Source organism: Leisingera sp. ANG-Vp, assembly GCF_000813725.1.
Classification (GTDB): Bacteria; Pseudomonadota; Alphaproteobacteria; order Rhodobacterales; family Rhodobacteraceae; genus Leisingera.
Genome location: NZ_JWLD01000045.1, coordinates 66,603 through 89,788 on the forward strand (window position 1 = coordinate 66,603; position 23,186 = coordinate 89,788).

The 23,186-nt window shown below is 62.1% G+C and carries 21 protein-coding genes; 10 read left to right on the forward strand and 11 right to left on the reverse strand.

All coding sequences use genetic code 11. The annotated features are described in order from the left end of the window. The first annotated feature begins 94 nt into the window (after nt 1–94). From RA20_RS15610 to speB, 4 genes are read left to right on the forward strand one after another with little or no spacing between them, the layout of a single operon-like run. Nucleotides 95–1,111, forward strand: a complete 1,017-nt coding sequence (locus RA20_RS15610; RefSeq protein ID WP_039130768.1) for a TRAP transporter substrate-binding protein — start codon at nt 95–97, stop codon at nt 1,109–1,111. 54 nt (nt 1,112–1,165) lie between these two features. Continuing rightward, the gene (locus RA20_RS15615; protein WP_039130689.1) at nt 1,166–1,774 is read left to right on the forward strand and encodes a TRAP transporter small permease; all 609 of its coding nucleotides are present in this window, start codon (nt 1,166–1,168) and stop codon (nt 1,772–1,774) included. Further along, complete coding sequence (locus RA20_RS15620; RefSeq protein WP_039130692.1) at nt 1,771–3,051, forward strand: TRAP transporter large permease; 1,281 nt, start codon at nt 1,771–1,773, stop codon at nt 3,049–3,051. The genes RA20_RS15615 and RA20_RS15620 overlap by 4 nt, the downstream gene beginning before the upstream one ends. A 21-nt stretch (nt 3,052–3,072) precedes the next feature. Continuing rightward, nucleotides 3,073–4,038 carry an agmatinase gene (speB, locus tag RA20_RS15625; RefSeq protein ID WP_039130694.1) on the forward strand — a complete coding sequence of 322 codons (966 nt, stop codon included), beginning with the start codon at nt 3,073–3,075 and terminating at the stop codon, nt 4,036–4,038. A 171-nt stretch (nt 4,039–4,209) separates the two neighbouring features. Here speB and RA20_RS15630 read toward each other — a convergent pair whose 3' ends face one another. The 6 genes from RA20_RS15630 to RA20_RS15655 all read right to left on the reverse strand — a co-directional run bounded on the left by RA20_RS15630 (nt 4,210) and on the right by RA20_RS15655 (nt 11,864). Further along, complete coding sequence (locus tag RA20_RS15630; RefSeq protein ID WP_039130696.1) at nt 4,210–4,881, reverse strand: TetR/AcrR family transcriptional regulator; 672 nt, start codon at nt 4,879–4,881, stop codon at nt 4,210–4,212. Nucleotide 4,882: 1 nt separating this feature from the next. Further along, entirely contained in the window at nt 4,883–6,424 is a 1,542-nt protein-coding gene (locus RA20_RS15635) for a trimethylamine methyltransferase family protein (protein WP_039130699.1), read from the reverse strand. Continuing rightward, nucleotides 6,421–7,650, reverse strand: coding sequence for a cytochrome P450 (locus RA20_RS15640; RefSeq protein ID WP_052249022.1), 1,230 nt, complete (start codon nt 7,648–7,650; stop codon nt 6,421–6,423). The genes RA20_RS15635 and RA20_RS15640 overlap by 4 nt, the downstream gene beginning before the upstream one ends. Before the next feature lie 4 nt (nt 7,651–7,654). Next, the gene (locus RA20_RS15645) at nt 7,655–10,060 is read right to left on the reverse strand and encodes a GcvT family protein (protein ID WP_039130701.1); all 2,406 of its coding nucleotides are present in this window, start codon (nt 10,058–10,060) and stop codon (nt 7,655–7,657) included. Nucleotides 10,061–10,215: 155 nt separating this feature from the next. Then, entirely contained in the window at nt 10,216–11,184 is a 969-nt protein-coding gene (locus tag RA20_RS15650; RefSeq protein WP_039130772.1) for a pyridoxamine 5'-phosphate oxidase family protein, read from the reverse strand. Between the two features lie 59 nt (nt 11,185–11,243). Further along, nucleotides 11,244–11,864 (reverse strand): glutathione S-transferase family protein, encoded by a 621-nt coding sequence (locus tag RA20_RS15655; protein ID WP_039130703.1) that lies wholly within the window; start codon nt 11,862–11,864, stop codon nt 11,244–11,246. Nucleotides 11,865–12,005: 141 nt separating this feature from the next. Between RA20_RS15655 and RA20_RS15660 the strand changes: the two genes are divergently transcribed. The 6 genes from RA20_RS15660 (at nt 12,006) to RA20_RS15685 (ending at nt 17,805) form a co-directional block, all read left to right on the forward strand. Next, complete coding sequence (locus RA20_RS15660) at nt 12,006–12,890, forward strand: LysR family transcriptional regulator (RefSeq protein ID WP_039130705.1); 885 nt, start codon at nt 12,006–12,008, stop codon at nt 12,888–12,890. A gap of 367 nt (nt 12,891–13,257) precedes the next feature. Continuing rightward, entirely contained in the window at nt 13,258–14,394 is a 1,137-nt protein-coding gene (locus tag RA20_RS15665; protein WP_039130707.1) for an ABC transporter substrate-binding protein, read from the forward strand. A gap of 70 nt (nt 14,395–14,464) precedes the next feature. Then, on the forward strand, nt 14,465–15,385 hold the full coding sequence (locus RA20_RS15670) for a branched-chain amino acid ABC transporter permease (RefSeq protein ID WP_039130710.1): 921 nt from the start codon (nt 14,465–14,467) through the stop codon (nt 15,383–15,385). Nucleotides 15,386–15,387: 2 nt separating this feature from the next. Next, complete coding sequence (locus tag RA20_RS15675; RefSeq protein WP_193748854.1) at nt 15,388–16,371, forward strand: branched-chain amino acid ABC transporter permease; 984 nt, start codon at nt 15,388–15,390, stop codon at nt 16,369–16,371. Next, nucleotides 16,364–17,119 carry an ABC transporter ATP-binding protein gene (locus tag RA20_RS15680; RefSeq protein ID WP_039130714.1) on the forward strand — a complete coding sequence of 252 codons (756 nt, stop codon included), beginning with the start codon at nt 16,364–16,366 and terminating at the stop codon, nt 17,117–17,119. The genes RA20_RS15675 and RA20_RS15680 overlap by 8 nt, the downstream gene beginning before the upstream one ends. Then, complete coding sequence (locus RA20_RS15685) at nt 17,116–17,805, forward strand: ABC transporter ATP-binding protein (RefSeq protein ID WP_039130717.1); 690 nt, start codon at nt 17,116–17,118, stop codon at nt 17,803–17,805. The genes RA20_RS15680 and RA20_RS15685 overlap by 4 nt, the downstream gene beginning before the upstream one ends. Before the next feature lie 184 nt (nt 17,806–17,989). On the opposite strand, the gene RA20_RS15690 is transcribed toward RA20_RS15685, so the two are convergent. The 5 genes from RA20_RS15690 to RA20_RS15710 form a co-directional block, all read right to left on the reverse strand. Next, nucleotides 17,990–20,242 (reverse strand): methyl-accepting chemotaxis protein, encoded by a 2,253-nt coding sequence (locus RA20_RS15690; protein WP_039130719.1) that lies wholly within the window; start codon nt 20,240–20,242, stop codon nt 17,990–17,992. Between the two features lie 339 nt (nt 20,243–20,581). Further along, on the reverse strand, nt 20,582–21,358 hold the full coding sequence (locus RA20_RS15695; protein ID WP_039130773.1) for an alpha/beta fold hydrolase: 777 nt from the start codon (nt 21,356–21,358) through the stop codon (nt 20,582–20,584). Nucleotides 21,359–21,369: 11 nt separating this feature from the next. Next, nucleotides 21,370–21,564 carry a 2-hydroxymuconate tautomerase gene (locus RA20_RS15700; RefSeq protein WP_039130722.1) on the reverse strand — a complete coding sequence of 65 codons (195 nt, stop codon included), beginning with the start codon at nt 21,562–21,564 and terminating at the stop codon, nt 21,370–21,372. Further along, on the reverse strand, nt 21,555–22,070 hold the full coding sequence (locus RA20_RS15705) for a flavin reductase family protein (RefSeq protein ID WP_342586153.1): 516 nt from the start codon (nt 22,068–22,070) through the stop codon (nt 21,555–21,557). The genes RA20_RS15700 and RA20_RS15705 overlap by 10 nt, the downstream gene beginning before the upstream one ends. Further along, entirely contained in the window at nt 22,067–23,110 is a 1,044-nt protein-coding gene (locus tag RA20_RS15710) for an LLM class flavin-dependent oxidoreductase (protein WP_039130723.1), read from the reverse strand. Before RA20_RS15710 ends, RA20_RS15705 begins: the two co-directional genes overlap by 4 nt. Nucleotides 23,111–23,186: the final 76 nt, after the last annotated feature.

Sequence of the window (23,186 nt, forward strand, 5' to 3'; positions counted from 1 at the left end):
GTGAAGATAATCAGTGTAATATTTTTTCATGCATTAGCCTGTGCTGATCTACTCCCCGACCACTGTCAACCATGCCAATTGGGAGGAGACCCGCATGGCCTTTACCTTGAAGACCCTGAAGACAACTGCCGCTGCTGCGCTGCTGAGCCTGGCACCGGCAGCAGTTTTTGCTGAAGACTGGAAATTTGCGATTGAGGAAATTCCGGGCTCGATCATGGATGCCTATGCGCAGGAGTTCAAAAAGCGCATCGAGGCGGCGACTGACGGTGATGTCACCGTGACCGTCTACCCGATGGGCACGCTTGGCACCCCGACTGAGACTGTTGAGCAGGCGGCAGACGGCATCATCCAGCTGACCAACGTGTCGATCGGCAACCTGGGCACCATCGTTCCCGAGAGCCAGGTGTTCCTGCTGCCCTATCTGCTGCCCTCCGATCCGGCGGCGATCTCGAAGATCTTGAGCAGCTCGGACACCATCTATGGTGACCTGAATGCGGACTTCCAGAAACGCGGTCTGGAAGTGATGACCATGTATTCCGAAGGCCCGCAGGTTTGGACCACCAACCGCGAGATCCGCACGCCGGAGGACTTTGAGAACTTCAAGATGCGGGTGATGGTGTCGCCGATCCTGCTGGAGACTTACAAGAACATGGGTGCAAGCCCGACCCCGCTGCCGTTCGGCGAAGTGTTTGGTGCGCTGCAGCTGGGGGCTGTGGACGGCCAGGTGAACCCGATCCCGACCATTGAGGAGATGAAGTTCTATGAGGTCACCAGCCACCTGATCTGGGCTGGTGAGCAGGAACTGGTCACCACCGTTGTCGCAGGCTCCGACTGGTTCGCCACCCTGACCCCGGACCGCCAGCAGCTGGTGCGCGACACCATGGCGGATATGACCGGATTCATCGACGGTGTCGTCACCGATTTCAATCAGGCCCGCTTGGACACCATCAAGGAAGCCAAGCCCGACATCGGCCTGGTGGTTCTGACCGAGGAAGAGCGTGACGTCTTCCGTGCCCGCTCGGGCGATACTGCCGCGGCTTATGTCGAGACCGCAGGCGCCCGCGGCCAGGAACTGCTGGACGCGCTGCAGGCAGAGCTGGCGGGCAACTGATCCCGCCTCCGGCCCTGCGCCGCTATGCGCGGGGCCACACCAAGGGAGGATATCATGCAAGACAGCAAATCCGCTCCCTTCGGCTTTCTGGGAAAGATTGACGGTGCCATCGGGCGTATCGAGGTCTGGATCCTGGGCTGGGGGATCATCCTGATGGCTGGCAACACCATCGCCAATGTCTTTGGCCGCTATGTGTTCAACCAGTCGATCTACTTCTCTGAAGAACTGAACGAGTTCCTGATTGTCATCGTGACGTTCATGGGGCTTGGCTATGCCACCCGCAAGGGCATCCATATCCGCATGTCTGCGATCTATGACGCGCTGCCGGTGAAGATGCGCAAGGGGCTGATGGTGGTGATCGCCGCCACCACCGCGGTGATGATGGCGCTCCTGGCCTGGTACGCGCTGGAATATGTGCAGAAAGTGGCCAGCCGAGGCCGCATCACCCCGGCGCTGCAGGTGCCCCTGTATCTGACATACGTCTGGGTGGTGATCGGGCTGGCGCTGACCGCGTTCCAGTACTTGCTGACCGCGCTGCGCAACCTGAATTTCGCCGAGGAGGAGATCTATGTCTCCTACCTGGAGGTGGACAGCTACGAAGACCCGGAAACTGCTGCGGCCATTCAACGCTATGAAGACGCTGCCGGGGAGGACAAACAATGACCGAACTGATGCTTGCCGTGATGATCCTGCTGCTGCTGGCAGGGTTCCCGATGAAGATGCCGCTGATCTCGGCCGCGGTGCTGGGCTTCCTCGTCTACTTCCCATCCATGAACATGCAGATTCTGATCCAGCAGATGATTGGCGGCGTAAAGCCCGCTGCGCTGATCGCGGTGCCGATGTTCATCCTGGCCGCCGACATCATCACCCGCGGCCACTCCGCCAACCGGCTGATTGACGTGGTGATGAGCTTCATGGGCCATATCAAGGGCGGGCTGGCGATCTCGGTGACCTCGGCCTGCGCGCTGTTCGGCGCGGTTTGCGGCTCGACACAGGCGACCGTTGTGGCGATTGGCGGTGCGATGCGGCCTCGGATGCTGAAGTCCGGCTATAAGGACAGCTTTGCCATCGGCCTGATCGTCAACGCCGCTGACCTTGCTTATCTGATCCCGCCTTCCATCGGCATGATCATCTATGGCGTGGTCTCCGGCACCTCGATCTCGCAGCTGTTCATCGCGGGCATCGTGCCCGGCCTGCTGATCGTGGCGCTGTTCTCGGCTTATTGCATGGTCTACGCCTACCGCCACGACATCCCGGTGCTGCCGCGCGAGGGCTGGGGCCAGCGCTTCACCGCAATGCGACGCGCTCTTTGGCCGATGGGCTTCCCGGCGATCATCGTTGGCGGAATCTACGGTGGCGTGTTCTCCCCCACTGAAGCCGCCGCGATCTGCGTGCTTTATGCTGCGGTGCTGGAAGTGCTGATCTTCCGCTCGGTTAAACTGCGCGACCTTTGGGACATTGCGCTGTCGACCGGAGCCATAACCTCGGTGGTGTTCATTCTGATCGCAGCCGGAGCAGCCTTCAGCTGGACGCTGAGCTTTGCCCAGGTGCCGCAGCAGATCATCGCCTCGCTGGGGCTGGATGAGGCCGGGCCGCTGATGGTGCTCCTGGCCGTGAACGTGGCCTTCTTTGTCGGCTGCATGTTCGTGGACTCAATCGTGGTGATCCTGATCCTGGTGCCGATCTTTGCGCCGATGATCAAAGCTGCGGGCCTCGATCCGGTGCTGGTCGGCGTGCTGATCACCCTTCAGGTGGCCATTGGCGCCGCAACTCCGCCTTTCGGTTGCAACCTGTTCACCGCCATCGCAGTCTTCCGCAGACCGTTTGTCGAAGTGGTGCGCGGTGTGCCACCCTTCCTCATCATCCTTCTGATCGTGACCGGGCTGCTGGTCGCCTTCCCGCAAATCGCCCTGTTCCTGCCGGAACTGGCTTACCGCTAAAACAAGAAACTGGAGAGAAACATGTCTGGACACGGTTACGAATCCGGCCGCCTGAACCTGCCCTTTGTCGGCATCGCGACCTTTGGCAAGAAGCCCTATGTCGAGGATTGGGACAACATCAATGCCGACGTCGCCATTCTCGGCGCGCCATTTGACTTCGGCTGCCAGTTCCGCTCCGGCGCGCGCTTCGGCCCGCGGGCGGTACGTGAAGCCTCGACGCTGTTCAGCTTCGGCCATGCCGGCGCCTATGACCACGAGGATGACGCCACCTACCTCGGCGAGGAGGTGCGGATTGTCGATCTGGGCGATGCCGACATCATCCACACCAAGACCGAGGAAAGCCACGCCAACATCGAATACGGCGTGAAAAAGATCCTGGACGCAGGCGCGATTCCGGTGACCATCGGCGGCGACCATTCGGTCAACATTCCCTGCATCAACGCCTACAAGGAAGACTGTGCCAAGAACGGCCCGATCCATGTGATCCAGATCGACGCGCATCTGGACTTTGTCGACGAGCGCAAGGGTGTCACCGACGGCCACGGCAACCCGATGCGCCGTGCGATTGAGAAAGACTACGTCTCCGGCATGACCCAGCTTGGCATCCGCAATGTGTCGTCGACCGCCAGGGAGGGCTACATTGACGCCCGTAAGCGCGGCTCGGATATCCTGTCGGTGCGCCAGGTGCGCAAGCTGGGGACTGAGGCCGTGCTGGACCGCATTCCCGAGGGCGCGCGCTACTACGTCACCATCGATATCGACGCTTTCTGCCCTTCGATTGCGCCGGGCACCGGCACGCCGAGCCATGGCGGCTTCCAGTACTACGACGTGCTGGAAATCCTGCAGGGCCTCAGCAAACGCGGCGATGTGGTCGGCATCGACCTGGTGGAAGTGGCCCCGGCCTATGACCCGGCCGAGAGCACCCAGATCCTGGCGGCGCAGCTGCTGCTGAACTTCATCGGCTTCATCTTCCACAACAAGACATAAGTCTCCTCCCGCTTGCTCTTGCCTTTGCAAGGCAGCGGAAAGCCTGGCACGCCCCTCTCCTATTGGCGTGCCAGGTATTTTGAATTGGGAAGTGCTTCTCTCTGGCTGAGTATACTTAGAGAAATCCGAGGGGCTTACCCCGCGCTCCAGTTACCGCAATCAGCTGCGCTTTCACGGTTCCATTTTCTGCTCAGCAAAGGCCCGGGCGCTTGCCACAGCTTCGGGGTCCGGCTCTACCCCGGTGAAGCCCAGCAAATAGCCTTCCAGTCTGGCAGTACGGGCCTGCATCGGCTCACGGACTTCCAGAGCATGGTACCCACACTGCATGAAGTAAAGGATCCGCGCCCGCGAGTCGGCTTCATAAGCGGAGTAGCCGTGGCGTTCAAACATGGCCGTGACAGCCTTAAGCCGCTGTGAATCGGCGGCATCGATGCGGTTGCGGACTTTGCCGTCGCGCCGGGACCATTCCCGCACCGCAAAGTCGAGGTTTGCGTCGAACAGCTCCGGATCGACAAAGCAGCGGAAGAAGTTGCAGACCGCCCAGGAGATATTGCCGGCCGGCAGCTCGCAATGGGTCAGGATCGGCTCCGTGTTGCGGGCTTCCCAGTCATCCAGAAGTGCCTCCAGCAGGTGCTTGCGGCTTTTGAAGTACCAGTAGAAGCTGGAGCGGGAGACGCCGAGGCGCTCGCCGATGGCGAGCACTTTGACACCCGCCACCCCGTCGCTGATCAGCAGGTCGCGGGCGACGTTCAGCCAGTCTTCGGGCGTGACTTTGACATGGCCGGTGAGCGGCTCCTTCTCCGGGTTGTCCCGGTGCAGCACGGAACCTGCGCGTTTGGCCATGTCAGCTCTCCGGTGGGGCGCCGCCTTCCGCGGTGCGCTTGGCGATGAAGCTTTTCAGGGCGTCAACGCGGGTGTCGTCGGTCCGGGGCCGGTTATCATGGGACAGGATATCCTTCCAGACCTGGGTGGCGCGCTGGTTGGCGTCGAGGCCGCCGCGTTCGGTCCAGGTTCCGAAATTGGCATAGTCATGCACCACCGGCTCGTAGAACTCCGTATTATAGCGCGCCATGGTCTGGCTGGAGGCAAAGAAGTGGCCGCTTGGCTCAACTTCCTTCAGTGCATTGTCATAGCCGATTTCATCCGTGCCGGCCTGGGCGCCTGCGCAAAGCTCGGCGATCATGTTCAGCACTTCGGCGTCAGTGATCAGTTTCTCGTATGAGACGGACAGCCCGCCCTCCAGCCAGCCGGCCGAGTGGATTACCACGGTCGCCCCGGCCATCAGGCAGCCCCAAAGCCCCATCTGGTTTTCGTTTGCGGCCTGCACGTCGTTGGTGTTCGCGGCGGAGCCGGCCGCCGAGCGCCAGGGCAGGCCGAGGAAGCGCGCCAGCTGGCCCGCCGCCAGCGAGGCCTGAAAATGCGCGGGCGTGCCAAAGGCGGGGGCACCGGATTTCATGTCCACGTTGGAGGTGAAAGTGCCATAGCATACTGGCGCTCCGGGATTGGCCAGCTGGGTCAGGGTGATGGCGGCAAGAACCTCGGCGTGGCTGAGGGTAATGGAGCCTGCCACGGTGATTGGTGCCATTGCCCCCATCAAAGTAAAGGGGGTCACAATCGAGACCTGGCCGTGACGGGCAAAGTCGATCAGCCCTTGCGCCATTGGAATATCCAGCGTGCGGGGGCTGTTGGTGTTGATGATCGTGTAACAATGGGGGGCGGCCTGAAATTCCGTGTCCGAGACGCCCCGGAAGTCGCGGATCATCTCGAAGCAGTCCATCACCTGCGGCGTGCCGCGGGAGTAGATGAAGGGGAACTTGTCTGTCAGGGTCATCTGCGCCTCAGTCGTGAAGTAGTGGCGCAGATGGGTGGGAACGTCTTGCGGCTCCACTTGGGGTGAGATCATGTGGAAGACGTCAAAGTGATGAGTAAGCTTCAGGTATTCCAGATAATCCTGGGCTGAGCCGGGGCGGCGGCCGCGTTCCAGATCGGTGGCATTGGGTGCGCCGGCGCCGGCCTGGAACACCAGGCTGCCAAGCTCCAGCGTGATATCGCGGTCCCTTGCCCCGGCCCGGCAGTTGATCGAGCGGGGTGCTGTGGTCAGCGCTGCCTCGACAATGTCCCGGCCGATGTAGACCATTTCACTGTCTTCGTCGACGCTGGCGCCGCCCTTGGCATAGATCTTGCGCGCCTCTGGCAGAAGCACTTTCATGCCCAGTTCTTCCAGCATCTTCAGGGCGGTTTCGTGCATGTCCGCGATCTGATGCGCCGGGAAGACCTCCATTAGCGGGAAGGGGTTCTTCAGCTGGCGGTAGTCCGCATTGCGTTTGGGCGCGGTATCGGCCGCGGTTTTGCGGCCCCGGCGCCGTTCGGAACGGTCCTGTCTCATTGATGTCCTTCCACGGGGGCAAAGCGCACCATCTGGCGCGTCACATTGTCGAAATTCGCGTTTACGCCCAGTTCAGCCGGGCGGGTGAGGGTGATGCGGCGGGTGCGGGTGAGAATGGCGCGGGCGGCCGCTTGAGTTTCCATCCGCGCAAGCGCCGCGCCCAGGCACATATGCGCCCCCTGGCCAAAGGCGAGGTGGCGGTTGGGACTGCGATCCGGCTGGAACAGGTCCGGATCCGAAAACACGCGCGGGTCGCGGTTGGCGGCAGTCAGCCAAACCACCACACGCGCGCCCTTGGGGATGGTGACACCGTGCATCTCGACGTCCTGCAGCGCAAAGCGGTCGATGTTGCGGATCGAATTGCGCATCCGCAGGGTCTCCTCCACCGCACCCTCTGCCAGCTCCGGATCAGCCCGCAGCCGCTCGGCTTGATCCGGAAAGGCATCCAGCAGCCGCACGAAGTTGGTGATCAGGTTGGTGGTGGTCTCGTTGCCCGCCAGCAGGAGCAGCATCGCCATTGACAAAAGCTCTGCCTCAGAGAGCTGTTCGCCCTCGGGGCCCGCGTTGCGGAAAGCAGAGAACAAAGCCTCGCCGCCCCAATCCGGGCGGGACAGGAAATCGCGGAAATAGGCGGTCATTTCCTCGCCCGCCCTGCGGCTGCGCTCGGCCAGGGCCGGGTCCATGTCCGGCAGCCAGGTGACCGCGCCGGAGTTGTCGCCGAGAACCGCAGTCCACTGCCGGATTTGCGTCATGTCTTCCGGCGGCAAGCCCAGGACCTCGCAGATCATGGCAACAGTCACATGGGCTGCAAAATCCTCGACCAAGTCGAATTCCCCGGCTTGAAGGGCGATGTCCATGCGCTGATCCACCACCTTTTGCACCGCCGGGCGCAGGGCTTCGATGGCCTTGGCCATGAACACCCGGTTGGCGATCATCCGCAGGCGGCGGTGCTTGTCCCCGCCTGCGGAAATCATGTTGTTGAACAGGAAGCTGAGGTTGGCCTCTGCCAGCGCGCCGCCGTCCTGCAGGCTGCGGTCTGAAGAAAAGATCTCTGGCGAAAGCAGCACCTGGCGCACGTCCTCGTAGCGGAACACATGCCAGCTTTCGGTGAGACCGGGCGACAGGTGGAAGACCGGGTGCTCCTCGCGCATGCGGGCCAGCACCGGATAGGGGTTCTGTCTGAACTCCGGGCTGGTAAGCGCGTTGAATTGCTGCAGGAGCGTCATCCGATCAGCCCCGCATAGCCTTGCCGGCAGGATCATAGGGCGAGGCTGCAATCACCCGGGCCGGGCGTTCCTGGCCGACGATATGCACTGTCAGTTCCGTGCCTTCAGCCGCTGCGGCGCGGTCGACCATTGCCATGGCAAGCGACTTGCCAGTGGTGTGGCCAAAGCCGCCGGAGGTGACAAAGCCCACCCGTTTGCCGCCCTGCCAGACCGGTTCATAGCCGCTGGCGTCGGCGTCGGCTGCGTCGACCTCAATCGGAACCACGATCTGCGCCGGGCCGCCTGCATCGCGTTCCTTCAGCGCGGCCTCGCGGCCGATGAAGTCTTTCTCCCAGTCGATCCAGCGGTCCATGCCGGTTTGTGCCGCTGTATACCCTTGGGTGAATTCGGCGCTCCAGATGCCAAAGCTTTTCTCAAGACGCAGGCTGAGCAGCGCGTTGAAGCCGTATTCGCGGATGCCAAGATCTGTGCCGGCCTCCAGCAGGGTTTCACGCAGTGTGATGTGCTCGGCGGCGGAGCAGTGGATTTCATATCCCAGCTCACCCGCAACCGAGAGGCGGCCAACTTTGACACGCAGCATGCCGATGTCGAGCGTGGTGCAGCCCATAAACGGCAGGTCTGCGACGGGGCCATCAGTGAGCTTTTCCAGCACCTTGCGGCTGTTCGGACCGGAGAGGCTGAAGCCGGTGACGGCATCGGTCACGTCGCGCACCTCAACGCCGTCGCCCATATGGTCCTGGAACCAGCGCATGTGCCATTCACGCAGGTAGTAGCTGCCCATGATCCACCAGGTTCCGCCGCCCCAATTGAACACGGTGAGGTCGCCCTTGAGGCGCCCTTCGGATGAGAGCATCGGCGCCAGCCTGGCGCGGCCGGGTTTCGGCAGTTTCGAGGCCATGATCCGGTTAAGCCAGGCTTCTGCGCCGGCGCCTGAGACTTCAAACCGCGAAAAGGCGGAGATGTCCAAGAGGCCCACAGTCTCGCGCACCGCCTTGCATTCCTCTGCGACGATTTCAAAGGCGTTGGAGCGCTTTAGGGTCGGGGTTTCGGTGAAATCTTCCGACGGCGCGAAATAGAGCGGGATTTCCAGCCCGTAGCTGGCGCCCCAGCGGCAGCCTGCGGCGGTCATGCCGTCATAGGCGGGGGCCTTTTTCAGCGGGCGGCCAGCTGGCAGCTGCTCGTTCGGGTAGGTCATCACAAAGCGGCGGGTGTAGAACTGGCCGGTGGTTTCCTTGATGAACCGCTTGTTCTGGGCGTAGTCGCCGAAACGGGCCACATCCATGCCAAAGACATCTGCCTCCGGCTCGCCGTGGATCATCCATTCGGCCAGCGATTTGCCGACGCCGCCGCCCTGCAGGAAGCCTGCCATCACGCCGCAGGCGCACCAATAGCCGGGCTTGCCGCGGACCGGGCCGACCAGCGGGTTGCCGTCCGGGGCAAAGGTGAAGGCGCCGTTGACCCAGGTCTTTACACCGGTGGTCTGCAGGGCAGGGTAGCGTCCAAAACCAAGGGTGAGTTCCTTTTCGATCCGGTCCGGGTCCTCCTGCTGCAGCTCAAACCCGTACTCCCACGGCGCCCCGTCCATCATCCAGTGCTCGTGGTCGATCTCGTAGATGCCCAGAAGGATGCCCTTCTGGTCCTGGCGCATATAGGTGAAGCCTTCGAGGTCGACTGTCATCGGCACCTCGAAGTCGAGCTTCTCCAGTTCAGGGATGGTGTCGGAAATCAGGTAGTGGTGATTGAGCGGCGAGACCGGCAGTTCCACGCCCGCCATGCGGCCCACTTGCTTGGCCCAGAGGCCTGCGGCGTTGACCACATGTTCGGCATGGATGGTGCCTTTTTCAGTCACGATCTGCCAGCCATCGTCGACCTGATGCAGCTCCAGCACCCGGTTGTTTTCAATGACTTCCGCGCCGCGTTTCTTGGCGGCGCCCGCATAGGCGTGGACGGTGCCGGTGGTGTCGACATAGCCCTCGCGGTCGGCCCACATGCCGCCAATGATGCCTTCGGTGGACATGATCGGGCACAGCTCGCCGGCCTCTTGCGGGGTGATCAGGCGGCAGTCGTCGATGCCGATCGACTGGAAGGTGCGGTAGGCCGACTGCAGCCACTCCCAGCGGTCCGGCGTGCCCGCCAGCGTCATGCCGCCGGTCATATGCATGCCGACAGACTGGCCGGATTCCTGTTCGATCTCTGACAGCAGGTCGATTGTATAGGCTTGCAGCGAGGCGATGTTGGGATCCGCGTTCAGCGCGTGAAATCCGCCCGCGGCGTGCCAGCTGGAACCGGCAGTCAGCACCGAGCGCTCGATCAAGCAGACATCAGTCCAGCCGAATTTCGCCAGATGATACAGAACCGAGGTGCCGACAACGCCGCCCCCGATCACAACGGCACGATAGTGCGACTTCATGAGCTTGCTCCCTGTCTGAGGCCGCAGGCGGCGGGGAGGGCCCCGAATCCACCCTTTGGACAATGTTGTCCAATACATCAGCGATCCTGGACAGCTTTGTCCAGAGGAATCTTCCAGAGAGCAGCTTGCCGGGCACTTAGCCCTGGCGAGGAGGCCTAGGCCTGGGTCTCCTGCCAGGTGCCGGTCTGCAGGGTTTGCGGGGCAAATCCGCCGGATCCGGCACGCCAGGGCAGGGCGCGGTCCAGCCACAGGCCGTTGCGCAGGGTGAACCGCCAGCCGCGCAGTGCACCCTGGAAACCGCGCAGGTCAGGGTGGTCTTCGCCCAGCACCTCGGCCGTGCCGGTCATCAACAGCAAGCTGCCGGTTGCAAAGTCCGGGAAGGCCAGGCCCGCACGCGGGTTCAGCAGGAAATTCCCTAACGTGTTGAAGTGGTTGTTACCGCGGAAGTCCGGAATGGTCAGGGTATTGCCGTCAACACGGACAAAGCCGGGCCGGCCGCCACGGTGCGAGACGTCTACACCTTCCCGTTCCGGATGACCGGCGGCGGGCACGTGGCTGGCGACAAAGAACATGTCTGCTTGTCCGATCAGGGCCGCGTGACCCGTGCCGAGGTCCGTGAAAGGCTGCGGTTCTGCTGGGGGCGCGGCTTCGACCGGTTCCAGATCGCGGAGCTGGATGTATTGCGGGCAATTGCCGAAGGATTGATCCACTTTCAGGGTAAACCCGTCCGGCCCGGCTGCGGCCACCCGCCCATTCAGCCGGTTGCGGCGGCGGCTGTGCAGTTCGATCCCCAAGAGCCCCAGTGCAGCGCCTTTGCGGATGGCCGCGTGAACGGGATCCTTTGCCGCCTTGTTCAAAGCAATGTGCAAATGCTCTGGGTCCGGCGAGGCGGCAAAGCCGGGCGGCCCGCACAGAAGGCTCGCCCAGGGCCAGCCGTCGCGATCTGCTGCTCCCGCTGCCAGAAACGGCAGCTGGGCAAAGAATTCCCTGTGCTGATCCGGCATGAAGGGGCGGATCATGCGGCGGCCAACGGTCTCAGCCATCTCGCGCTTGCCCGCGCGGCGCTGCATTTCCTGTTCGCCTTCGTGAAAGGGGGAGGGCTGATTTGCGTCAATGGGGGCCATGGAAACCTCCTGTTTTCGTAGGAAATTGCGGCGGACCTGACCGGCCCGCCGCCGGGGTATCAGGCTGCCAGGCCGGCTTTGGTGGCAGGCATCGGCTTGAACCCTTGCAGGTTTTCAATACTGGCAAGAAGGGCGCGGACGTTCGGATAAGGGTCCAGCGAGATGCCGCCCTCCGGCGCGTGCGCAACGTAAGAGTAGACTGCCACGTCGGCGATTGTGGGCGCATCGCCGACCAGGAAGCTGCGGCCCTCCATATGAGCGTCGATCTTGCCGAGAACCCGGCCCGCGACCGTTGCGCAGAACTCGGCGTCCAAAGGTGCGTTGAATACGTTGATCAGCCGCGCCGCTGCCGGGCCAAAGGCAATCTCACCCGCTGCCAGGGTCAGGAATTTCTGCACCTCTGCTTCCAGAACCGGATCAGTGGGCAGCCAGGAGGGGGCGTATCTGCGGGCCAGGTAAACCAGGATGGCGTTGGAGTCGCTGATGACGGTGCTGCCGTCCTCGATCACCGGTACCTGGCCGGCCGGGTTCAGTGCCAGGAAAGCGGCTTGTTTGTGCTCGCCGCCAGCGAGGTCGACATTGATCACCTCATGGGCAATGCCGGTGAGGCTGGCGAACAGCTCCACCCGGTGGGCATGGCCTGAAAGAGGGAAGCTGTGAATGCGAATGGGCTGGGTCATATCTGGGATCCTTTTGCTCGGCATCTGCCGCGGTTGTTGAAGACACCCGGAAGTTACGCCCCCATCTGCCCGGCGATAATATTCCAATGCGGCGAATGATTGTGTACGTTCCATTCACAATCTGAAGCGGGAGATACAGGCATGGATAAGCTGGACTGCATGCGCAGCTTTGCCGCCGTTGCAGCGCAGAGCTCCTTTACCGGTGGTGCCCGGCAGCTGGGGATCAGCACCAAGCTGGCCAGCAAATATGTCGCCCGGCTGGAGGAGCAGCTGGGGGCGCAGTTGCTGAACCGCACCACCCGCAAAGTGACGCTGACCGATACGGGCCGGGCGTATCTGGAGCGCTGCCTGCCGCTGCTGGATCAATTTGATGAGCTGGAGGACGTGGTGCAGCTGCGCCAGAAGGAGCTGGCTGGTCCTGTCCGGATCACGGCCCCCACGGGTTTCGGCAGCCGCGAGCTGGTCGAGGCGCTGCAGCCGTTTCAGGAAGCCCATCCCCAGGTGGAAATCGAACTGGTTCTCTCTGACCGCCATCTGCCAATCCTGGAGGAGGGGGTAGATCTGGCAGTGCGTTTTGGTGCCCTCAAGGATTCGACACTGGTGGCGCGCAAGCTTTGCGACATGCGGCTGGTGGTAGTGGCTTCGCCGGATTACCTTGCCGCGCACGGAGCGCCGTCAGACCCCGAGGCCCTGGCCACCCACAATTGCCTGCTGCAAATGACCTCGCCGCAGCCGGATATTTGGACGTTTGAAGAGGGCGGGAAAAAGACCGTCAGCGTCGGCGGCAGCTTCCGCGCCAATTCCCCGCGTGCCGTGGCCCATATGGCGGCCCATGGTCTCGGAATTGCCCGCTGTCCGCACTACACCGCGCGGCCTTTTCTGGCGGATGGGCGGTTGCAAGTGCTGTTTGAAGGCCAGGAAACCGGCCCGATCACGCTGTATGCCGTCTACCCGCCGAGCCGTCATCTCACGGCGCGGATCAGGACTTTGATCGATCACCTGGCAAGCTATTTCAGCCCGGAATAAAGAGACCGCAATGCCCTGCCAAGCAGCGAAAATGCGTTCTTCTGCAGATGGTTGAGCCGCAACTTGCTTCTTTCTGGTGAAAAGTACCCCGGGGAGCGCGAGGGGCCGGCCCCTCGCTTCTGCAGCCGCGCTCTGTATAACCCCCGGCGGTGGTGCGGGAACAAGGACAGCGCTTCTGCCCTATATATTTTAATCTTGAAATATATTGCCAAGCCTGCGTAGGCTCATTGCAAGGCCGGCGCAAGACCGGCCAGGGAAATGCGGACCGCCGCCGGGCTTGGCTTCTGCTGCCGCCGCGGTATTGTCGCAAGCATTTGAACAAGAACCCCGGCCGCTGGCCGGGAAAATTCCGGGAGGACACGACGTTATGAAAACCATTCGAATGCTCGCCATGGCGGCCGCAATTCCGGCGCTGGCAGCTGCAGCACAGGCTGAGACGAAGATCGGTATGATCACCACCCTGTCCGGCGGCGGCGCGGGCCTTGGCGTGGATGTGCGCGACGGCTTCATGCTGGCGATCGAACAGGACGGGCGCGACGGCGTCGAGGTGGTAATCGAGGACGATCAGCGCAAACCCGATGCCGCAGTGCAGATCGCCGACCGGATGATCCAATCCGAGAAGGTCGACATCCTGACCGGCATCATCTGGTCCAACCTGGCGATGGCTGTTGTTCCCGCCGCAACGGCCCAGGGCGTGTTCTATCTCTCGCCCAATGCCGGCCCGTCGGCCCTTGCGGGCAAGCGCTGCCATCCGAATTATTTCAACGTGGCCTGGCAGAACGACAATCTGCACGAAGCAGCCGGTGCCTATGCCAATGAGGCGGGCTTGAAGAACAGCTTTATCCTGGCGCCGAACTATCCGGCGGGCAAAGATGCGCTGACCGGTTACAAGCGGATGTACGGCGGTGAGCTGGCCGGTGAGATCTACACAAAGCTGGGGCAGACCGATTATGCGGCAGAAATTGCCCAGATCCGGGCATCGGGCGCCGACTCGGTTTATTTCTTCCTGCCCGGCGGCATGGGCATTTCCTTCCTCAAGCAGTACGCGGGCAGCGGTGTCGACCTGCCGGTGGTCGGCCCGGCCTTCTCCTTTGATCAGGGCATCCTGCAGGCTGTGGGCGAGGCCGCGCTGGGGGTCAAGAACACCTCGCAGTGGAACAAGGACATCGACAATGCGGCCAACGCTGCCTTTGTTTCCGCCTTCCAGGAAAAATACGGCCGTCTGCCTTCGCTTTATGCCAGCCAGGGCTATGACACTGCCAACCTGATCCTGAGCGCGCTGGACAAGGCTGAGGCCTCCGACCAGGACGCTTTCCGTGCGGCGCTGCAGGCAGCTGAGTTCGACTCGGTCCGCGGCGACTTCAAGTTCGGCTCCAACCACCATCCGGTGCAGGACATCTATGTGCGTGAAGTGATCAAGGAAGGCGATGTCTTCACCAACAAGATTATCGCCACCGGGCTGAGCGACCATGCCGACGCCTATGCCGGCGAGTGCAAGATGTAAGGCATTGCCTGAAAGCGGAGGCGTCTAAGGCGCCTCCGCAAGCGGCAAGACGTCCCCTTCGGAAAATCAAATGACCTATATTCTAGTTCTGGAGCAGATCCTGAATGGGCTCCAGCTCGGGGTGATGCTGTTCTTGATGGCAGCCGGGCTGACGCTGGTGTTCGGGGTGATGGGGCTGATCAACCTGGCCCATGGCTCGCTCTACATGGTGGGCGCCTTTGCCGCCGCGGCTGTGGCAGGCTGGACCGGTTCCTTCCTGCTGGCGCTGATTGCAAGCCTTGCCGCGGCGGCCGCCGCGGGGGCGCTGATGGAGCTGGTGGTGATCCGGCGCCTGTATCAGCGCGACCACCTGGACCAGGTGCTTGCAACCTTTGCCCTGATCCTGATCTTTTCCGAAGGCACCCGCTGGCTGTTCGGCTCGTTCCCGCTGTTTCTGGATGTGCCGTCCCACTTGTCCGGGCCCGTCAGCCTGCCGGGCGGCATTGAATACCCGCTTTACCGGCTGACGATCATCCTGATTGGTTTGGCGATTGCCGCCGGGCTGTTCCTGCTGATCGCCCGCACCCGCATCGGCATTCAGATCCGGGCAGGGGAGGCGGACCGCGAGATGATCGCTGCGCTTGGTGTCGACATATCCAAGCTTTACACGCTGGTCTTCGCCCTTGGCGCGGCGCTGGCCGGGCTTGCGGGCGCACTGGTGGGTGCGATCCAGTCGGTCCAGGTCGGCATGGGCGAGCCGGTGCTGATCCTCGCCTTTGTGGTCATCGTCATTGGCGGCATCGGCTCGATCAAGGGCGCCTTGGCCGGTGCGCTGCTGGTCGGAATGACCGACACTCTGGGCGGAGTGTTCCTGCCGCAGCTGTTTGCCGTCTTCATGGATCCGGCAAGTGCTGCCTCGGCCGGCGCCTCGCTGGCGTCGATGCTGATCTACATCCTGATGGCGGCGATCCTGCTGGTGCGCCCTTCGGGGCTTTATGGAGGGAGCGCATGATGCTGACCCGTGAGCGCCTTCTCAATTGGGCAATGATTGCAGCACTTCTGATCGTGCCGCTGGCCGCCTGGAGCCTGGACGAACCCTTCATCATTACGCTCGCCACCAAAGCGGCGATCCTGGCGCTGGCCGGTGTCGGCTTGAACATCGCGCTTGGCCTTGGCGGGATGATCAGCCTGGGCCATGCGGCATTCTTTGGGATTGGCGGCTATGCGATGGGCATCCTTGCGGCCCATGCCCAGAACTATGAGCCGCTGTTCGCATGGCCGTTTCTGTTCGAAGGAAGCAACCAGATGCCGCTGATCTGGCTGGTGGCGGTTGTCTTCAGCGCGCTGGCGGCGCTGGTGATCGGGGCGTTGTCCCTGCGCACCTCAGGTGTCTATTTCATCATGATCACCTTGGCGTTCGGTCAAATGCTCTATTACTTCGCCATCAGCTGGAGCGCATACGGCGGCGAGGACGGGCTGTCGATCTGGGTGCGCAATGAATTCCCTGGCCTCAACACCCTCGATCCGATCCAGTTCTTTGCCATTGCCTATGTGATCCTTTGCCTGGCGCTGGTCTTTGCCGCCCGGCTGGCACGCTCGCCTTTTGGCCTGGCGCTGGCGGCGGCGCGGCAGAACGAGGACAGGGTTGAAGCGGTTGGCCTCACGCCTTTTACCCTGCGGCTGATTGCCTTTGTGATCTCCGGCGCGATCACCGGGCTGGCGGGGGCGCTGTTTGCCGACCTCAACCGTTTTGTCAGCCCCACCATGCTCAGCTGGCACACCAGCGGCGAGATCATGATTTTTGTCATCCTTGGCGGGGTCGGGCGGCTGTATGGCCCGGTGGCGGGGGCTGCGCTCTACATCATGCTGGAGCATCTTCTGGGCGGGATCAGTGACTACTGGCAGATTTTCCTCGGGCTGCTTCTGCTGCTGATCGTGCTGTTTGCCCGCGGCGGGCTGATCGGAGCCTTGGCAGGGCGGGAGAAGGCGCATGGCTGATCTGGTTTTACAGACCAACAAGCTGAACAAGAGTTTTGGCGCATTGAAGGCCAGCAGCGACGTCTCGCTGGACCTGCTAACGGGTGAAATCCACGCTCTGATTGGTCCGAACGGCGCGGGGAAGTCCACCCTGATCAAGCAGATCGCAGGCAATATCGCGCCGGACAGCGGCACTGTTGAGCTGCTCGGCCGCGATGTCACCCGTCTGGACACGGTGGCGCGGGCGCGGATGGGGCTGGGGCGGACGTTTCAGATCTCGGCGCTGGCGATGGAATACACGGTGCTGCAGAACGCGGTGCTGGGCGCGCTTGGCGGGCAGGGCCGTCCGTTCCGGTTTTTCCGCAATGTGATGAAGGATCCAGGCCTACTGGAGCCTGCCCGCGACGCGCTGGAGCGGGTCGGGCTGGTAGATGACGCTGGCCGCCGCACCGCCGATCTGTCGCACGGCCAGCGCCGCCAGCTGGAGGTGGCGGTGGCGCTGACGCTGCAGCCGAAACTGTTTCTGATGGATGAACCGATGGCAGGGCTCGGCGCAGCCGGATCAAAAGAGCTGACCGGCTTCCTGGACGGGTTGCGCCAGCAGGCGCCGATTCTCTTGGTAGAGCATGATATGGACGCGGTCTTTGCCCTGGCCGACCGGATCAGCGTCTTGGTCTACGGCCAGATCATCGCCACCGGCACCGCGGATGAGATCCGCGCCAACGCCGAGGTGCGCCGCGCTTATCTGGGAGAGGAGGACGCTGCATGAGCCTGCTGAGCTTGCAAGGAGTCGAGGCGTCTTACGGGCCGGCACAAGCGCTGTTCGGGGTCGGCCTGGAGATTGCTGAAGGCGAGGTGGTGGCGCTGATGGGCCGCAACGGCATGGGCAAATCGACCACCATCAAGACAATCTGCGGCATGCTGGCGGCTTCTGCAGGCGAGTTGCGGTTTGACGGCCATGACCTGCGCCAGCTGCCGTCGCACAGAATTGCCCGGCTGGGCATCGGTCTGGTGCCCGAAGGACGCCGCTGCTTTGCACCGCTGACAGTGGAGGAAAACCTGATCGCGGCGGCCCGCCCCGGTCCTTGGGATTTGAAACAAGTGGCAGCGCTGTTCCCGCGGCTGGAGGAGCGGCGGAGCCAGAAGGCCGGCTCGCTGTCTGGCGGCGAGCAGCAGATGCTGACGATCGGCCGCGCCCTGATGACCAACCCGCGGCTGCTGATCCTGGATGAGGCGACCGAAGGTTTGGCTCCGGTGGTGCGCCAGGAGATATGGAGCGCAATTGGCCAACTTAAAGTCAATGCGGGCCTGTCCATTCTTGTCGTCGACAAGTCGCTGAAGGAACTGTCTTTCATTGCGGACCGTGCTGTGATCCTCAACAAAGGAAGCAACGTTTGGAAAGGTCGGATTGCCGATCTGCAAGGAGAAATCGCAGACCGCTACCTGGGTGTGTGATTTCGACCTGTAATCCGTCTTATGTAAAGATTATTCCATGATTAGCGAGAACTTTTGTCTGGTCAGCTTGCAGCCTGATAACAAGCCTTCACCGGGCAGCCGGTTTGCGCGGTCAAGCTACAGCGCCGCGCAAACGGGCTTCCAATACCGGATGCAGTAAGCCCTGCCGCGCCCATCTGGCCTGTCAGGCCCGCAAGCGCTCTGCTGCAAAGCGGCTTGTGCCCGCGGTACCGGCACTGGGCTGACCCAAGTCGAACCGGCCGACAATGCCCGACAGGCTGTGCGATTCATTCTGCAGCAGCTGGCTGGACGCTGCCGCTTGCTCAGCCATTGCGGCATTCTGCTGAGTCATGCTGTCGAGCTGGTGCATGGCGCTGTCAATCTTCTCCAATCCGCGGGATTGGGCGCGCACCCCGTCGGCGATTTCGCTTACCAGGCCCGAAACTTCCGAAACCTGTTCAATGATGCTGGTCAGCGCATTGCCCGCCCTGCCGACCATTGAGACCCCGTTGGCAACATGCTCTTCGCTTGCGCTGGTGAGCGCCTTGATCTGCCCGGCTGCATTGGAGGCCCGCTGCGCAAGCGCGCGCACCTCGGAAGCGACTACGGCGAAGCCCGCACCCGCCTGTCCTGCCCGGGCTGCCTCGACGCCTGCGTTCAGAGCCAAGAGATTAGTTTGGAAGGCGATGTCGTCGATCAGATTGATGATCTTCGAGATCTCTGCCGCGGCTTCCTGGATCTGATCCATTGCCTGAACGGCTGATGTAACCACCTGGGTGCTCTGTTCGGCCTCCTGGCGGGTGCCGCGCATTGCTTCGTCCATCCGCCCGGCCCGGTCGGCGGTGGCACGGATGCCACCGGTCAGCTCCCGGATCGCGCCAGCGGTTTCCTCCAAAGTGGCAGCCTGGCCTTCGGTGCGATGCGCCATTTCGGTGGCGGCACTGCCTTGCTCTTCAGAGAAGCGGCCTACATTGCCAGCCGTGCCGACAACCTCGCTCATCGAGCCGCGCAGCTTATCCAGACTGCGGTTGAAGTTCTCCCTCAAGGTCTCGTAGTGGCCGTCAAACGGCGCTTGGATGTCGCAGGCCAGGTTGCCCCGCTGCAATTCGGAGAGAGCCGCGCTCATGCTGTCGACAACCGCCGCCGTGTGCCGCGCGGTCTCCACTTCGCGTGCGGCTGCGGTATCCGCGGCTTTCAGTTTGCCGCGGAAACTGTCCAGGCTTCGGGCCAGGTCGCCCAGCTCGTCGCCACGGGTGAGGCCGGGAATATCCGTGTCATAGTCGCTGTCCGCCAACGCATTGGTGGCCTGCTGCAGCGCGTGGACCGGGCGGGTGACGCTGCGGGCGGCAATCCAGGAAACCGCGACTGCAATCAGCAGCGCTGCCGCAATTAGTCCTGCGGCTGCCAGGCGGATTTTCTCCACCGCGGCAAAGGCAGTCTGCTCGTCGGTTTCAAGTACCAGCGACCAGTCGAACCCGGGCAGGTCCAGGGGCATGACGAGTGCAATTGCGGCTTCGCCGAGCGAGGAAGCGGCCGTTGCAAACTGGCCTGGCTCGCGTGCTGCGGCTGCGCGGATCTGGGGTGTGTTGGGCATTGGCTGCAGTACCGGGAACAGCCCTTCGACCGACGAAGGGCTGCGGGCAAGACCATCGCTGCTGACCACAAAGATGTTCTGGTGAGAGCCGCCAGAGAGGTTGCTGGTCAGCGCTTCGACAATGGCGGCGCTTCCAAGTTGCACGGCGATTACGCCGGCGATGTCGCCCCGCTTGGTGAACACCGGCGCGGCCATGAAGGCAGCGACTCCTTCGGTGCTGTGGCTGTATGCGGCAAAGTCCGCGGTCACCACTGTGCCTGATTCCGCCTGCATGGCAGCTTCAAACACCTGCGCCAGGCCGTCGCTTGCTCCGGCCTGGATTCCGGTCAGAAAGTCGGCCTGTTTCTTCACCGAATAGACCACCTGCCCCTGGGCGCTGATCAGGTACAGGTCCTGATAGCCGTTGAGGCGGAGGCTTTGCAGGAAAGTCGGATGGTAGGTCACATGTGACTGGTTGTAGTAGGAACCGTCACCTGCATCGGTCAGCTCTTCGCGCTGATGGGCGGGATGCGGGTTTCCGGCCGCATAGGTCTGCTTCAGGTAAGACACCGGGTCGTCTTCCTCGACCATGCCGATCACCCGCTCAAAATTGCTGATGGCGCGGAACACTGCAGGCTGGCCTGCCAGGCTCGAGACATCCGAGCGTGCGGCCTGGAGCCGGAACGCCAGCGCCTGGGCACCGGACTTCGCCTCGATCTCCTGGGCGGCAAAGGCATTTTCCCGGATGCTGCGTTCTGCCATCGAGTAGATGAGCAGCGACACAGTGACCAGAAAGGCTCCTGTCAGCGCTACCATGATCAGAGGCAGTTTCCATTTCAGAGGCAGATTCGTGGTCCGGGGCATTGGCGAAGGTCTCCTGCAGTCGGCGGGCCTCGGCCAAAGCGGCCGGGGCATTGAGGAGTGTTAATCAGGAAAGTCCTGAGAAATCGTATATCGCAAACCCATCACAAATGAAGATTTCTGGAAATCCCTCTTTCCTGCTGCCGCAAATTGAAGGTTCGGGCATTTGCTGCGGAAAGCCCACAAAAAATTCGGGCAGTCGATGTATCTTTAGCCCTCCGAGGCCATTTATGTGTCGCAAACCGTCCGGTGCGGACGGTTTTATATTTCGTGTTTCTGCAGGAAATGCCGACCTCTGCCGGGGGCTGGCCCGGCCGTTGCTCCGGTGCCGTGGTAATAAAATTACTCTGCCGTGGTAAGGAAGCGGACAATGTGTTCCGCCACAGTTTCACCGGCCTCCAGCAGCAGCGAGTGCTTCAAATCCGGCAGGATTACCAGTTCCGAGTGCGGCAAGGCCTGATCGATTTGCCGGTTCAGCCGCGGATTGCAGCCGCCGTCATGCTCGCCGGTCAGCACCAGCGACGGCGCGGCCACCTGATGCAGCCAAGGAGCCATTTCGGTGCCGGCATAGATGCGGAAAACGTTCAGGAACACTTCAGGATCGGTGTCCACCACCTGCTTCAACCGGTTCCGGACCATGTCCGGGTTTTCCGCAATGAAGCTGTCGGTGAACCAGCGGGCGGTAAGGGTCTCCAGCACTTGCGGGATGCCCTTGTCCTCCATCGCCTGCACAACCCCCCAGACCTTGGCACTGTCGTCTTCCGTCCGGAAGGCGGCCGTCGAAAGCAAACCCAAGGACCGCACCCGGTCCGGGTGTTGCAATGCGTAAGCAGGTCCGATCATGCCCCCCAGTGAATGGCCTGCGAAATGTGCGCTGTCGAATCCGGTCCGCTGCCGGACCCGTTCGAGGTCGGCCACCAGTTCGTCCAATCCGAACGGCCCTTGCGGCAGAGGCGAAGCACCATGGCCGCGCAGATCATAGGTGACAACGGTGAAATGGCGGGTCAGAAGCGGCAGTGCCTTGGCCCAGGTATTACGCGCGGCGCCAATTCCGTGGATCAGGAACAGCGGCGGACCGTCGCCCTGAACCGAGTAGGCACAGTCGATAACATCTGTCATGGCGGCCTCCATCAATCGGGGAACTTGTCAGAGCACAGCTGGCCGCCGGAGCCCCAGTTGCTTTTGTCCACGTCGGTGATCACAACATGCACGCTTTCGGGATTGCCGCCTGCTGCCTTGACAAAGGCATCAGTCAGGTCGCGGACAATCGCCCGCTTCTGATCTTCGCTGCGGCCGGTGAACATTTCGACACGGATTATCGGCATTGCTGCTCTCCTGATAAAGGTTGTTGAGGGCGGACGGCATGAAAAGCGCCGTCCATGTAGGTCAGTGGGCGCAGGCCCGTATTTTGAATGTCCATGGCATTGCCAACGATTATGGTATGGGTGCCGTGAACCAGAGTATTCCCGACAGTGCAGATAAAAGCAGTGGCTCCGTCAAGCACCGGTCCTGATCGGGAACTGGTCAGCGCAATTCCCTGAAAACGATCATCGCATAGATGATCCAGATGGCCTGCAAAGGTTTGCGCGGTCCCGCTGGCATGCTCGGGCAGGACGTTGACGCAGAACGCTTCGTTTGCCGTTACTGCCCGGGCAATCCTGCTGCCGCTGCGCAGGCAGACCAGAACAGAAGGCGGATCCGCCGACAGCGAGGAAAAGGCGCTGACGGTTGCGCCCGCGGCGCCGGCGGGCCCGTCAGTCGTGACCACGGTGACAGAACTGGCCACTTGCCGCATTGCCGCTATGAAGGCATCGCGGTCCGCCATTTTCATTCCGCCGCCTCCGCCGCAGAGCGTGAAGTGAAATGCGGCATCACCTCTTCTGCAAAGCACTGGATTGCATCCAGGGTTTCCTGCGCGCCGCAGCCGAAATTGGGGTTGAGGATCACCCGGTCGATACCCAGTTCCGCATAAGGCGCCAGCTTGTCCGTCATTTCCTGCGGGGTGCCGATCAGCAGGCTTTCGGCCAGTTCATCTGCCGTCTGCTTGCGCGGCAGTTCACGGACCATGCCGTTGTCGACAAGGCCCGGACCGGTGAAAACATTGTCGAACCGGCTGTAGTAGCGGTGTGCGGCTTCGATCTTCCGCTGCCGATCTTCAGGGGTTTGGGTCACAAACCCTACCCGCGACAGCGACAGGGTCAGCCCCTGCCCCGCGTCTCCCATTTCCGCCTTGGCGCGGTTGAAGCCGCTAACCTGGTCAAGAAGCAGCTGATGGTTGCCCGCCAGCGGCGTGGTCTGGATGTGAAAGCCGCGTTTGGTGCAATGATAGATGCCTTCGGGGTTCAAGACCGCCATCATCATCTGCGGCCCGCCGGGGCGCACCGGACGCGGCATGATGGTGATCGGATCGAACTTGTAATAGTCGCCGTCCCAGCTCACTTCTTCCTCGGACAGCAGCGCCTGCAGCACGGCCAGCGATTCATTGAACCGGGCCTGGGTCTCCTCCATCGGCACCCCCAGCCGCTCCATCTCGTATTTGAAGGCGCCGCGGCCTACGCCAAGCAGAAGCCGCCCATCGGTGAAGATATCCGTGGCCACCACCTCGCCCGCATAGGTGCGCATGTCATGCAGTGGCAGCACCACGATGGATGTCATGATTTTGATCCGGCGGGTCATGGCTGCGATTTTGACGGCAAACTGCAGCGGTGCAGGCATCATCAAGCAGTTGATCAGATGATGCTCGGTCACCGACACAGCATCAAACCCCAGCCGGTCGGCCAGCACTGCCTGATCCAGCATGTCGACATAGACCCGGTCGCCACCGTAGGATTTGTCCGGATAATCCGCGGACAGCTGAATAGAGAATTCCATGGAGCCCCTCCCTGTCATGTGCAGGCAGGTTGGCAGAAAAATTTAAAACAGGAAAACGGATTTAATCTATCAGTTG